The organism is Pseudomonas sp. HMSC067G02 (assembly GCF_001813485.1).
In the GTDB taxonomy this organism is placed as follows: domain Bacteria; phylum Pseudomonadota; class Gammaproteobacteria; order Pseudomonadales; family Pseudomonadaceae; genus Pseudomonas; species Pseudomonas aeruginosa.
The window spans coordinates 14,590-27,591 of sequence record NZ_KV812642.1; the positions used below are offsets into that span (position 1 = coordinate 14,590).

Consider the following 13,002-nt stretch of genomic DNA (forward strand, 5'->3'; position numbering starts at 1 on the left):
AAGATGCCGCAGATCGTGATTCTGCCCCATGCCGACCACTGCCCCGAGGGGGCGGTATTCGAGGCGAAGCCCGGCGAAACCATACTGGATGCCGCGTTGCGCAATGGCATCGAGATCGAGCATGCCTGTGAGAAATCCTGCGCCTGCACGACCTGCCACGTAATCGTCCGCGAAGGCCTCGACTCCATGGAGCCGTCCGACGAACTCGAAGACGACATGCTGGACAAGGCCTGGGGTCTGGAGCCCGATTCGCGGCTATCCTGCCAGGCAGTGGTGGCCGACGAAGACCTGGTGGTCGAGATTCCCAAGTACACCATCAACCAGGTGTCGGAAGGCCACTGAGCCCGGCGGTAGAGAGGAGCGTGCAATGAGCCTGAAATGGACCGATGTGCTGGAAATCGCCATCCAGCTCGACGAAAGCAAGCCGGAGGTCGATCCGCGATACGTCAACTTCGTCGATCTGCGGCGCTGGGTGGTGGAACTTCCAGAGTTCTCCGACGATCCTCAGCGTAGCGGGGAGAAAGTCCTGGAGGCCATCCAGGCCGCCTGGATCGAGGAACGGGACTAGCCATAGGCCCGCCCTACGCATTTGCCGGGAACCCGCGTATAATTCGCGGGTTTTATTTTAGGTAAGGCCTGAAATCGCCCGCGGGCGCATTCCAGGCTAGGCGCGCCGGGCCCGATGCCAGGCGCAGCCACGCTGATTCCGGCCCTTTCGGGCCGTTTTCGTCAGCGTCCTGAACGAATCACGGCGTCCCGCCCCGCTGGCGGGGCCGCCCATGCTAGACAACCTTGTTTCGGAGTTTTACCAATGGCACTGCAACGCACCCTGTCCATCATCAAGCCGGACGCCGTTTCCAAGAACGTGATCGGCGAAATCCTGACCCGCTTCGAGAAAGCCGGCCTGCGCGTCGTCGCCGCTAAAATGGTTCAGCTGTCCGAGCGTGAAGCCGGCGGCTTCTATGCCGAGCACAAAGAGCGTCCGTTCTTCAAGGACCTGGTTTCCTTCATGACTTCCGGTCCGGTTGTAGTCCAGGTCCTGGAAGGCGAGGACGCCATCGCCAAGAACCGCGAGCTGATGGGCGCCACCGATCCGAAGAAAGCCGACGCCGGTACCATCCGCGCCGACTTCGCCGTCTCCATCGACGAGAACGCCGTCCACGGTTCCGATTCCGAAGCTTCCGCCGCTCGCGAGATCGCCTACTTCTTCGCGGCTACCGAAGTCTGCGAGCGCATTCGCTGATCGAGCGTGGGTGAGGGTGAAGCCATGACAACGACCACCGCCGGCAAGGTGAACCTGCTGGGCCTGACCCAGCCGCAGCTGGAACAGTTCTTCGAGTCCATCGGCGAGAAGCGTTTCCGGGCCGGCCAGGTCATGAAGTGGATTCACCACTTTGGCGTCGACGATTTCGACGCCATGACCAACGTCGGCAAGGCCTTGCGCGAAAAGCTCAAGGCCTCAGCCGAGATACGCGGTCCCGAGATCGTCAGCCAGGACATCTCCGCCGACGGCACCCGCAAGTGGGTGGTCCGGGTGGCGTCCGGCAGTTGCGTCGAGACCGTGTACATCCCCCAGGGCGGACGCGGCACCCTGTGCGTGTCCTCCCAGGCGGGCTGCGCCCTGGATTGCAGTTTCTGCTCCACCGGCAAGCAGGGTTTCAACAGCGACCTCACCGCCGCCGAGGTGATCGGCCAGGTGTGGATCGCCAACAAGTCGTTCGGTACCGTTCCGGCCAAGATCGACCGCGCCATCACCAATGTCGTGATGATGGGCATGGGCGAGCCGCTGCTGAACTTCGACAACGTGGTCGCCGCCATGAACATCATGATGGACGACCTCGGCTACGGTATTTCCAAGCGCAAGGTGACCCTGTCCACCTCCGGCGTGGTGCCGATGATCGACAAGCTCGGCGAGGTGATCGACGTGTCCCTGGCCCTGTCGCTGCACGCACCGAACGACGAGTTGCGCAACAAGCTGGTGCCGATCAACAAGAAGTATCCGCTGGGCATGCTGCTGGATGCCTGCCGCCGGTATATTTCCCGGCTCGGCGAGAAGCGCGTGCTGACCGTCGAGTACACCCTGCTCAAGGATGTCAACGATCAGCCCGAGCATGCTGAGCAGATGATCGCATTGCTGAAAGACACGCCTTGCAAGATCAACCTGATTCCGTTTAATCCATTCCCGCACTCCGGCTACGAGCGCCCGAGCAACAATGCCATCCGGCGTTTCCAGGACATGTTGCACAAGGGCGGCTTCAACGTGACCGTGCGTACCACCCGCGGCGACGACATCGACGCAGCCTGTGGCCAGCTGGTCGGCCAGGTCATGGATCGTACCCGCCGGAGCGAACGTTATATTGCCGTGCGCCAACTGGCCGAGTCCGAGTCGGCGGCGAATCGAAATTGAGTGAGAGGAGGGTTCCGATGACTGTACGCGCCGCGCTGGTGTTCCTGTTGGCAGTTGGGCTGACAGGCTGCGTGACGAGCGGAGATCAGAATCCCCTGAAAACCGACAAGGGCCGTGACGAGGCGCGCGATGCCTATATCCAACTCGGCCTCGGCTATCTCCAGCGGGGGAACACCGAGCAGGCCAAGGTGCCGCTGCGCAAGGCCCTCGAGATCGACCCTTCCAGCGCCGACGCGCATGCCGCGCTGGCGGTGGTGTTCCAGACCGAGATGGAGCCCAAGCTGGCCGACGAGGAGTACCGCAAGGCGCTCGCCAGCGATAGCCGCAATGCCCGGGTACTGAACAACTACGGCGGTTTCCTCTACGAGCAGAAGCGCTACGAGGAGGCCTACCAGCGTCTCCTGGAGGCCAGCCAGGACACCCTCTATCCCGAGCGCTCGCGGGTCTTCGAGAACCTCGGCCTAGTTTCGCTGCAAATGAAGAAACCGGCCCAGGCCAAGGAGTACTTCGAGAAATCCCTGCGTCTGAACCGTAACCAGCCCAGCGTCGCGCTGGAGATGGCCGACCTGCTCTACAAGGAGCGCGAGTACGTGCCGGCTCGCCAGTACTATGATCTCTTTGCCCAGGGCGGCGGGCAGAACGCCCGCAGCCTGTTGCTGGGCATTCGTCTCGCGAAGGTCTTCGAGGACCGCGACACGGCCGCCAGCTATGGCCTGCAGTTGAAACGCCTGTACCCAGGCTCTCCCGAATATCAGGAATTCCAGGCGGAAAAATGATGAAAGCGCCGCAGCCCGAAGTCGTAGCCACCGCTTCCCGTCAGAACCCCGGGGAAACCCTGCGCCAGGCGCGCGAGCAGAAGGGTTTGTCGTTGTCGCAGGTGGCCGGGCAACTGAACCTGACCGAGAATTCGCTGCGTCAGCTGGAAAACGGCGCGTTCGACAAGCTGCCGGGGCACACCTTCTCGCGCGGCTACATCCGCGCCTACGCCAAGCTCATGGGCCTCGACCAGGCCGAGCTGGTCAACAGCTTCGACCATTTCACCGGCACCAATGCCAGCGGCAGCACCGTACAGAGCCTGGGACGGGTCGCCGAGCCGGTGCGCCTGTCGCGCAACGTGCTGCGTATCGTCAGTCTGTTACTGCTCGCCCTGCTGATCGGCTTCGGCTACTTCTGGTGGCAGGAGCATTCCGCGCGCACGCCGGAAACCGCCGGTCTGAGCCTCGAGCATGTCGAAGTGGAAAGCGCCGACGGCACCACCGAGATCCATACCCTGGACGAGCCTGAAGACCAGGCGGTGATCGAAGCGCAGAAGGAAGGCGAGCAAGCGCCCGCCGAGGTTTCTCCGGAAGTCGCCGCCCAGGCCGAGGGTTCGCCGCCGGTGGCGAGCGAGGGCGCGCAGGTTCCCGCCGCTCCGGCACAGGGCACCCCCGCCGCGCCCCAGCAGCCCGTTACCGCCGCGCCTGCCGGCACGGCTCCCGCTCCCGGTACTGCTCCAGCCGTTCCGGCGACGGCCAGTCCGGCTGCCCCGCCAGCGCCGAGCGAACCTGCCGCCGCGCCCGTGGTGGCCGGCGAGGGCCAGGGGGTGGTCAAGGTACAGTTCGTCGCCGATTGCTGGACCCAGGTCACCGACGCCAACGGCAAGGTCCTGGTCAGCGCGCTGAAGCGCAAGGGCGACAGCCTGGAACTGGCCGGCAAGGCCCCGCTGGAGCTGCGCCTCGGTTTCGCTCGCGGCGCCCAGGTCAGCTACAACGGCCAGCCGGTGGACGTGACCCCCTTCGTCCGCGGCGAAACGGCCCGTCTGAAGGTAGGACAATGAGCATTCATAGCGCTTCTCCGATCATTCGCCGCAAGTCTCGGAAAATCTGGGTCGGCAACGTCCCGGTGGGCGGCGATGCGCCGATCGCCGTGCAGAGCATGACCAACACCGAGACCTGCGACGTCGCTGCCACCGTCGCGCAGATCCGCCGCCTGGAAGATGCCGGCGCGGACATCGTGCGGGTTTCCGTCCCCGACATGGACGCCGCCGAGGCGTTCGGCAAGATCAAGCAGCAGGTCAACGTGCCGCTGGTCGCCGACATCCACTTCGACTATCGCATCGCCCTGCGCGTCGCCGAGCTGGGAGTGGACTGCCTGCGCATCAATCCGGGCAACATCGGTCGCGAGGACCGGGTCAAGGCCGTGGTCGACGCCGCGCGCGAGCGCAACATCCCGATCCGTATCGGCGTCAATGCCGGTTCGCTGGAAAAGGACCTGCAGAAGAAATACGGCGAACCGACCCCGGAAGCCCTGCTCGAATCGGCCATGCGCCACGTCGATCATCTCGACAAGCTGGACTTCCAGAACTTCAAGGTCAGCGTCAAGGCCTCCGACGTCTTCATGGCCGTCGCCGCCTATCGCCTGCTGGCCAGGCAGATCGAGCAGCCCCTGCACCTGGGCATCACCGAGGCCGGCGGCCTGCGCTCCGGCACGGTGAAGTCGGCGGTGGGGCTGGGCATGCTCCTGGCCGAGGGAATCGGCGACACCATCCGGATTTCCCTGGCTGCCGATCCGGTCGAGGAGATCAAGGTCGGTTTCGACATCCTCAAGTCCCTGCACCTGCGCTCCCGTGGCATCAACTTCATCGCCTGCCCGAGCTGTTCGCGGCAGAACTTCGACGTGGTGAAGACCATGAACGAGCTGGAAGGGCGCCTGGAGGACCTGCTGGTACCGATGGACGTGGCCGTGATCGGTTGCGTCGTCAACGGTCCGGGCGAAGCCAAGGAGGCCCATGTCGGCCTCACCGGCGGCACTCCGAACCTGGTGTATATCGACGGCAAGCCGTCGCAGAAACTGACCAACGACAACCTGGTGGACGAGCTGGAACGGCTGATCCGCCAGAAGGCGGCCGAGAAGGCCGAAGCCGATGCGAGCCTGATCGCCCGCGGCTGACCCGTTTAAGGACCCTACGTGAGCAAGTCCCTGCAAGCCATTCGTGGCATGAACGACATCCTGCCGGAGCAGACTCCGGCCTGGCGCTATCTGGAACGCACCTTCGCCGGCCTGCTGGACGGCTACGGCTACAGCGAGATCCGCCTGCCCATCCTCGAGTTCACCGAACTCTTCGCCCGCGGCATCGGCGAAGGCACCGACGTGGTCGACAAGGAGATGTACACCTTCCTCGACCGCAACGGCGAATCCCTGACCATGCGTCCGGAAGGTACCGCCGGTTGCGTGCGCGCCGTGCTGGAGCACGGCCTGAGCGGCGGTGGTCAGGTGCAGAAGCTCTGGTACACCGGGCCGATGTTCCGTTACGAGAAACCGCAGAAAGGTCGCTACCGGCAGTTCCACCAGATCGGCGTGGAAGTCTTCAACCTGCCCGGTCCGGACATCGACGCCGAGTTGATCATCCTCACCTGGCGCCTGTGGCAGAAGCTCGGCATGGCCGACGCGGTGACCCTGCAGCTCAACACCCTCGGTTCCAGCGAGGCCCGCGCACGCTATCGCGAGGCCCTGGTGGCCTATCTGCAGGAGCGCTTCGAGCAACTCGACGAAGACAGCCAGCGGCGCATGACCACCAATCCGCTGCGAATCCTCGACAGCAAGGTGGAGAGCACCCAGGCGTTGCTGGTCGGCGCGCCGACCCTGCACGACTATCTCGACGAAGAATCGATCGCCCACTTCGAGGGTCTCAAGGCCCGCCTGGATGCTGTCGGACTGCGCTACGAAATCAACCAGAAGCTGGTGCGCGGCCTGGACTATTACTGCCGCACGGCTTTCGAGTGGGTCACCGACAAGCTTGGCGCCCAGGGCACCGTTTGCGGCGGTGGCCGCTACGACGGGCTGGTCAGCCAGTTCGGCGGCAAGCCGACTCCGGGCGTCGGTTTCGCCATGGGCGTGGAACGCCTGGTGCTGCTGCTGGAAACCTTGGGGGTGATCCCCGCCGAACTGAACCGTCCGGCCGACCTCTACGTCTGCGCCTTCGGCGAACCGGCCGAGCTGGCCGCCCTGACGCTGGCCGAACAGTTGCGCAGCGCCATTCCCGGCATACGCCTGCTGGTCAACGCCGGCGCCGGCAGCTTCAAGAGTCAGTTCAAGAAGGCCGACAAGAGCGGCGCGCGCTTTGCCCTGATCCTCGGGGAGGACGAGGTGGCCAATCGCGTGGTAGGTTTCAAGCCCCTGCGTGACGAGGGCGAGCAACAAAGCATTGCCTGGGATGCTCTGCCCGAGCACCTGGCAGCCTGTCTGGCACAGGCTTGAGAACATAAAGAATAGGAGTGATTGGGGTGACATCGCGTACCGAAGACGAAGACCTGGCGCAGATCAAGGACTGGTGGCAGCGCAACGGCAAGCCCCTGGTCACCGGCGGCATCCTCGCGCTGGCAGTGGTATTCGGCTGGCAGGCCTGGCAGAAGTACCAGACCAACCAGGCGCAGGGCGCCTCGATCGTCTACCAGCAACTGATCGAAACCGCGCTGAATCCGGCCGGCCAGCCGGATCCGGCGAAGGTGGCGGAGCTGGCCGGCAAGCTGAAGAGCGAGTTCGGCGGCACCCATTATGCCCAGTACGGCAGCCTGTTCGTGGCCAAGGTCGCGGTCGACAGCGGCAAGCTGGATGACGCCGTTGCCGAGCTGAAGGCGGTCATGGACAAGCCGGCCGACGCCACCCTCGGCGAACTGGCGCGGCAGCGCCTGGCCCGGGTCCTGGCGGCCCAGGGCAAGGTCGAGGAAGGCCTGAAGCTGCTCGATGGCGACGCCGACAAGGCCTACGTCTCTACCCGCGAGGAGCTCAAGGGCGACCTGCTGGTGCAGCTCAAGCGCACCGACGAGGCACGCGCGGCCTACGAGAAAGCCAAGCAGTCGCTGCCCGAAGACGGTGCCGGCGATGCCCTGCAGATCAAGCTCGACGACCTGTCCAAGGGAGAGGCCTGAGATGGTGCAATGGAAACACGCGGCGCTGCTCGCCCTGGCCCTGGCGGTCGTGGGTTGCAGCAGCAACAGCAAGAAGGAACTCCCACCCGCCGAACTGACCGACTTCAAAGAGGAAGTCGTGTTGAGCAAGCAGTGGAGCCGCTCGGTCGGTGATGGCCAGGGCGACCTGTACAACCTGCTCGAACCGGCCGTCGATGGTTCCACCATCTACGCCGCGTCCGCCGAAGGGCGGGTGATGGCGATCCAGCGCGAGACCGGCGACGTGCTCTGGAAGAAGGACCTGGAACGTCCGGTTTCCGGCGGTGTCGGCGTCGGCTACGGCCTGGTGCTGGTGGGTACCCTGCGCGGTGACGTGATCGCCCTCGACGAAGCCACCGGCAAGAAGAAGTGGACCAAGCGAGTCAACAGCGAAGTGCTGTCGGCGCCGGCCACCAACGGCGACGTGGTGGTGGTGCAGACCCAGGACGACAAGCTGATCGGCCTCGATGCGGCCAGCGGCGACCAGCGCTGGATCTACGAAAGCACCGTGCCGGTGCTGACCCTGCGCGGCACCGGCGCGCCGCTGATCGCCGGCAACATGGCCCTGGCTGGCCTGGCCAGCGGCAAGGTGGTGGCGGTCGACGTACAGCGCGGCCTGCCGATCTGGGAGCAGCGGGTAGCGATTCCCCAGGGGCGTTCCGAACTGGATCGCGTGGTGGACATCGACGGCGGCCTCCTGCTGTCCGGCGACACCCTCTACGTGGTCAGCTACCAGGGCCGTGCCGCGGCGCTGGACGTGAACAGCGGCCGCCTGCTCTGGCAGCGCGAAGCGTCGAGCTACGTCGGCGTCGCCGAAGGCTTCGGCAATATCTACGTCAGCCAGGCCAGCGGTTCGGTGGAAGGCCTGGATTCGCGCGGCGCCTCTTCGCTGTGGAACAACGACGCCCTGGCGCGTCGCCAACTGTCGGCTCCGGCGGTGTTCTCCAGCAACGTGGTGGTCGGCGACCTGGAAGGCTACGTGCACCTGCTGAGCCAGGTGGACGGTCGCTTCGTCGGTCGCGAGCGGGTCGACAGCGATGGCGTGCGGGTTCGTCCGCTGGTGGTCGGGAGCTGGATGTACGTGTTCGGCAACGGTGGCAAGCTCGTCGCCTACACCATCCGCTAGACTGGGTTTCAAGTGTCCGGCCGCTGCCGTCCGACGTCAGCGGCCTTTGTGTTTTCTGAATTCTCGTGGAGAGCCGCATGGTTCCCGTTATTGCCCTGGTGGGTCGCCCGAACGTCGGCAAGTCCACTCTGTTCAACCGCCTGACCAAGTCGCGCGACGCCATCGTGGCGGAGTACGCAGGCCTGACCCGCGATCGCCAGTACGGCGAGGCGCGCTGGCAGGGCCGCACCTATATCGTCATCGATACCGGAGGCATCTCCGGCGATGAGGAAGGCATCGATGCGAAAATGGCCGAGCAATCGTTGCAGGCCATCGAGGAGGCGGATGCCGTCCTGTTCCTGGTCGATTCGCGCGCCGGCATGACCGCCGCCGACCAGATGATCGCCGAGCACCTGCGCAAGCGGAACAAGCGCAGCTTCCTGATCGCCAACAAGGTCGACACCATCGATCCCGATCTCGCTCGTGCCGAGTTCAGCCCGCTGGGCCTGGGCGATGCGCTGCCGATCGCCGCCGCCCACGGTCGCGGCATCAACCATATGCTGCAGGAAGCCCTGGGGATCTTCCCCAAGGACAACGCGGAGGAAGAAGGCGAGGGCGAGCCGGCGAGCGAAGAGGTCGCCGAAGGCGAGGAACCGACCCGGATTCCTGGTCCCAGCGAGAAGGACGGGATCAAGATCGCCATCATCGGCCGGCCCAACGTGGGCAAGTCGACCCTGGTCAACCGCATGCTCGGCGAAGAGCGGGTGATCGTCTACGACCAGGCCGGCACCACCCGCGACAGCATCTACATCCCGTTCGAGCGCAACGAGGAGAAGTACACCCTGATCGACACCGCTGGCGTGCGGCGTCGCGGCAAGATCTTCGAGGCGGTGGAAAAGTTCTCGGTGGTGAAGACCCTCCAGGCGATCCAGGACGCCAACGTGGTGATCTTCGTCATGGACGCCCGCGAAGGGGTGGTCGAGCACGACCTCAACCTGCTCGGCTTCGTCCTCGAGACCGGCCGTGCCCTGGTCATCGCCCTGAACAAGTGGGATGGCATGGAGGCGGCCGAGCGTGACTACGTGAAGACCGAACTGGAGCGGCGCCTGCTGTTCGTCGACTTCGCCGACATCCATTTCATTTCGGCCCTGCATGGCACCGGCGTCGGCCATCTCTACAAGTCGGTCCAGGAATCCTTCCGTTCGGCGGTGACCCGCTGGCCGACCAGCCGCCTGACCAGCATCCTCGAGGACGCCGTGCAGGTGCACCAGCCGCCGATGGTCAACGGTCGCCGGATCAAGCTGCGCTACGCCCACCTGGGCGGCGCCAACCCGCCGCTGATCGTGATCCACGGCAACCAGGTGGACGCGGTGCCGAAGGCCTACACCCGCTACCTGGAGAAGACCTACCGGCGGGTATTGAAGTTGGTCGGTACGCCGATCCGCATCGAGTACAAGGGCGGCGAGAACCCCTACGAGGGCAAGAAGAACTCGCTGACCGCGCGCCAGGTCAACAAGAAGCGCCGGCTGATGTCGCACCACAAGAAAGCCGAGAAAAAGAAGAAGGACAAGCGCCGCTGAGGGTGGCGTTTCCTTCGTCGAAAGGCCCGGCAGGTATCCCTGTCGGGCCTTTTTCATTGGCCGCGGCTGTAGCCCGCGGGACGAACCAGGCCGCCGGCGTTGACCGCCGATGCCCTGTCGTGGCGACGAATGATCGCGAGGCGGTTGTTCGTCCTGCGCCATCGCCTGGCCCATATTCCCCTCTGACCTGAAGCGGCCACGGTTTTTTCTAAGGCGTGCCCCTGCAGCGTCGCTCCCGGATCGGCTATCCTGCCCTGCCACCCGTCTGGCCGGGCTGTCGTCCGGCGAGTCTCTGCAGGAAGTCCCGATGATTCAGAGCAAGCTGCCGAATGTCGGCACCACCATCTTCACCCGCATGTCGCAACTGGCCGCCGAGTGTGGCGCGATCAACCTCTCCCAGGGCTTTCCCGATTTCGACGGTCCGCCGGAGCTGCGCGAGGCGGTAGGCCGGCATATCGCCGCCGGGCACAACCAGTACGCGCCGATGACCGGCTTGCCGGCCCTGCGCGAGCAGGTGGCGAAGAAGATCGAGCAGTTCTATGGACGCCGGGTGAGCGCCGACAGCGAGGTGACCATCACGCCGGGGGCGACCGAGGCGATCTTCAGCGCGATCCAGGCGCTGGTCCATCCGGGCGACGAAGTGGTGGTACTCGACCCGTCCTACGACAGCTACGAACCCTCCGTGCAACTCGCCGGCGGGCGTTGCGTGCATGTGCCGCTGGCGCTGCCGGACTTCTCCATCGACTGGCAGCGCATGGCCGAGGCCATCGGGCCGCGTACCCGGCTGGTCATCATCAATACCCCGCACAACCCTAGCGGCGCGCTGATCAGCCGCGAGGAGCTGGACCGCCTGGCCGCGCTGATTCGCGACCGGGATATCTACCTGATCAGCGACGAGGTCTACGAGCACCTGGTGTTCGACGGTGTCGCCCATACCAGCGTGCTGTCCCACGACGAGTTGTATCCGCGCTCCTTCGTGGTCAGCTCGTTCGGCAAGACCTACCACGTCACCGGCTGGAAGACCGGCTACGTGGTCGCGCCGCCGGCGCTCAGCGCGGAGCTGCGCAAGGTCCACCAGTACGTCAACTTCTGTGGCGTCACGCCGCTGCAATGGGCATTGGCGGACTACATGGCCGGCCATCCCGAACATTTGCGGCAATTGCCCGGTTTCTACCAGGCCAAGCGCGACCTGTTCTGCGACCTGCTGCTGGACTCTCGCTTCCGTTTCACCCGTGCGCCGGGCACCTACTTCCAGTGCGTGGACTATTCGGCCGTCCGTCCGGACCTGGACGACGTGGCCATGGCCGAGTGGCTGACCCGCGAACACGGAGTGGCGGCGATCCCGGTTTCGGTGTTTTATGAAAAGGCGCCGGACGCCATGCGGCTGGTCCGGTTCTGTTACGCCAAACGCGAGGAGACGCTGCGTCAGGCAGCGGAAAAGCTATGCGCGATCTGACGGTTCTGCCGGACCTGGACATCGCCCTGGTCCAATCCTCCCTGGCCTGGCACGACGCCCAGGCCAACCGCGAGCATTTCGCCGCCCTGCTGGAGAGCGCCGCCGGCGCCGACCTGGTGGTCCTCCCGGAGATGTTCACCACGGGTTTCAGCATGGCTTCGGCCGAGCAGGCCGAGCCCGAGCTGGGGCCGACCCATGCCTGGCTGCTGGAGCAGGCCCGGCGCCTTGGTGCGGTGGTCACCGGCAGCCTGATCGTCCAGCTCGCCGACGGCAGCCATCGCAACCGCCTGCTCTGGGCGCGCCCGGACGGCGAGATGCTGCACTACGACAAGCGCCATCTGTTCCGCATGGCCGGCGAACACGAGCACTACAGTCCCGGCGAACGCCAGGAACTGTTCGAACTCAAGGGCTGGCGGGTGCGCCCGTTGATCTGCTACGACCTGCGTTTCCCGGTGTGGAGCCGCGACCCGCACGACACCGACCTGTTGCTCTACACCGCCAACTGGCCCGCGCCTCGTCGACAGCACTGGAACCGCCTGCTGCCGGCGCGGGCGATCGAGAACCTTTGCTACGTGGTGGCGGTGAACCGTATCGGCGAAGACGGCAACGCCTTGCGCTACGCTGGGGATAGCCAGGTCCTGGACTTCCAGGGCGACAGCCTGTTCAACGCGGCGGACGCCGACGGCGTGTTCTGCGTCCGGCTGGACGCGGCGGCACTGGCGGCCTATCGCCAGCGTTTCCCGGCCTACATGGACGCGGATCGCTTCGAAATCCATCCTTGAGTGCCGGAACGTCCGCTTCCGGTCGATGTCCGAGGCCATGACCCGGCGCTGCGCATGATGGCGCAGTGCCGGGAATGGAGTTACCCGTATCCCGCGGCGGCGCGCCGTGGGCATCAGATCAGGAGGAAGACCAATGGGACTGCTCGATTCGATTCTCGGTTCGGCGCTGGGTGGCTCTGAAGGACAGGGAGGTGCTCGCGATCCGAAAGTGGCCCTGTTGATCGGGCTGGTGACCATGCTGATGTCGCGCCAGGGCGGTGCGGCACAGGGCGGTGGCGATGGCGGTGGTCTGCTCGGTTCGCTGGGCAGCATCCTTGGTGGTGCCGGCGGCGGGGCCGCGAGCGGCGGGCTGGGTGGCGTCCTCGGCGATCTGCTCGGTGGCGCCGCGGGCGGTGCCGGGCAGGCGGCGCCGGGCGTGGAGGCCGGCTCCCTGGGCGGACTCGGCGGGTTGTTCCAGATGCTCCAGAACGCAGGCCTGGGCGATGCCCTGAATTCCTGGATCGGCGGTGGGCCGAACCAGTCGGTGTCGGCGGCGGACATTTCCCGGGTCTTCGGCGACGGTCAATTGCAGCAACTGGCGGACTCCGCCGGAGTCAGCCAGGGCGAGGCGGCCGAACACCTGAGCAGCCTGCTGCCGGAACTGGTCAACAAGCTGACGCCGGACGGCCAGGCGCCGCAGGGCGACCTGGACATCGGTTCGCTGCTGGCGCGCTTCAGCTAAGGCTTTCCCGTCGATGCGGAGCGGAT

At 65.4% G+C, this 13,002-nt stretch carries 14 protein-coding genes; all 14 read left to right on the forward strand.

Annotation, left to right across the window (positions count from 1 at the left end):
• Positions 1-3 precede the first annotated feature (3 nt).
• The 14 genes from fdx to HMPREF2914_RS08065 all read left to right on the forward strand — a co-directional run bounded on the left by fdx (position 4) and on the right by HMPREF2914_RS08065 (position 12,976).
• A complete protein-coding gene (gene fdx / locus HMPREF2914_RS08000; protein ID WP_003092818.1) occupies positions 4-342 on the forward strand; it encodes an ISC system 2Fe-2S type ferredoxin in 339 nt (112 codons plus the stop codon).
• Between the two features lie 25 nt (positions 343-367).
• On the forward strand, positions 368-568 hold the full coding sequence (gene iscX, locus HMPREF2914_RS08005; RefSeq protein ID WP_003092814.1) for a Fe-S cluster assembly protein IscX: 201 nt from the start codon (positions 368-370) through the stop codon (positions 566-568).
• A gap of 243 nt (positions 569-811) precedes the next feature.
• Entirely contained in the window at positions 812-1,243 is a 432-nt protein-coding gene (gene ndk / locus HMPREF2914_RS08010; protein ID WP_003092811.1) for a nucleoside-diphosphate kinase, read from the forward strand.
• Between the two features lie 24 nt (positions 1,244-1,267).
• Complete coding sequence (gene rlmN / locus HMPREF2914_RS08015; protein WP_003092809.1) at positions 1,268-2,407, forward strand: dual-specificity RNA methyltransferase RlmN; 1,140 nt, start codon at positions 1,268-1,270, stop codon at positions 2,405-2,407.
• A gap of 17 nt (positions 2,408-2,424) precedes the next feature.
• Positions 2,425-3,183, forward strand: a complete 759-nt coding sequence (gene pilF / locus HMPREF2914_RS08020; RefSeq protein ID WP_003092804.1) for a type 4a pilus biogenesis protein PilF — start codon at positions 2,425-2,427, stop codon at positions 3,181-3,183.
• Positions 3,180-4,223 carry a RodZ domain-containing protein gene (locus HMPREF2914_RS08025; protein ID WP_015502427.1) on the forward strand — a complete coding sequence of 348 codons (1,044 nt, stop codon included), beginning with the start codon at positions 3,180-3,182 and terminating at the stop codon, positions 4,221-4,223. Before pilF ends, HMPREF2914_RS08025 begins: the two co-directional genes overlap by 4 nt.
• Positions 4,220-5,335, forward strand: a complete 1,116-nt coding sequence (ispG, locus tag HMPREF2914_RS08030) for a flavodoxin-dependent (E)-4-hydroxy-3-methylbut-2-enyl-diphosphate synthase (RefSeq protein ID WP_003092800.1) — start codon at positions 4,220-4,222, stop codon at positions 5,333-5,335. Before HMPREF2914_RS08025 ends, ispG begins: the two co-directional genes overlap by 4 nt.
• Positions 5,336-5,353: 18 nt before the next feature.
• A complete protein-coding gene (hisS, locus tag HMPREF2914_RS08035) occupies positions 5,354-6,643 on the forward strand; it encodes a histidine--tRNA ligase (protein ID WP_003092797.1) in 1,290 nt (429 codons plus the stop codon).
• 26 nt (positions 6,644-6,669) lie between these two features.
• The gene (locus HMPREF2914_RS08040; protein WP_003137855.1) at positions 6,670-7,314 is read left to right on the forward strand and encodes a YfgM family protein; all 645 of its coding nucleotides are present in this window, start codon (positions 6,670-6,672) and stop codon (positions 7,312-7,314) included.
• Between the two features lies 1 nt (position 7,315).
• A complete protein-coding gene (gene bamB, locus HMPREF2914_RS08045; protein WP_003092789.1) occupies positions 7,316-8,458 on the forward strand; it encodes an outer membrane protein assembly factor BamB in 1,143 nt (380 codons plus the stop codon).
• Between the two features lie 77 nt (positions 8,459-8,535).
• Entirely contained in the window at positions 8,536-10,017 is a 1,482-nt protein-coding gene (gene der / locus HMPREF2914_RS08050) for a ribosome biogenesis GTPase Der (RefSeq protein ID WP_003092786.1), read from the forward strand.
• 307 nt (positions 10,018-10,324) lie between these two features.
• Positions 10,325-11,473 carry a pyridoxal phosphate-dependent aminotransferase gene (locus HMPREF2914_RS08055; RefSeq protein WP_004351480.1) on the forward strand — a complete coding sequence of 383 codons (1,149 nt, stop codon included), beginning with the start codon at positions 10,325-10,327 and terminating at the stop codon, positions 11,471-11,473.
• A complete protein-coding gene (locus tag HMPREF2914_RS08060) occupies positions 11,461-12,255 on the forward strand; it encodes an amidohydrolase (protein WP_023092541.1) in 795 nt (264 codons plus the stop codon). Before HMPREF2914_RS08055 ends, HMPREF2914_RS08060 begins: the two co-directional genes overlap by 13 nt.
• A 133-nt stretch (positions 12,256-12,388) precedes the next feature.
• Positions 12,389-12,976: a YidB family protein gene (locus tag HMPREF2914_RS08065; protein ID WP_003113804.1), complete on the forward strand. Its 588-nt coding sequence runs from the start codon at positions 12,389-12,391 to the stop codon at positions 12,974-12,976.
• Positions 12,977-13,002: the final 26 nt, after the last annotated feature.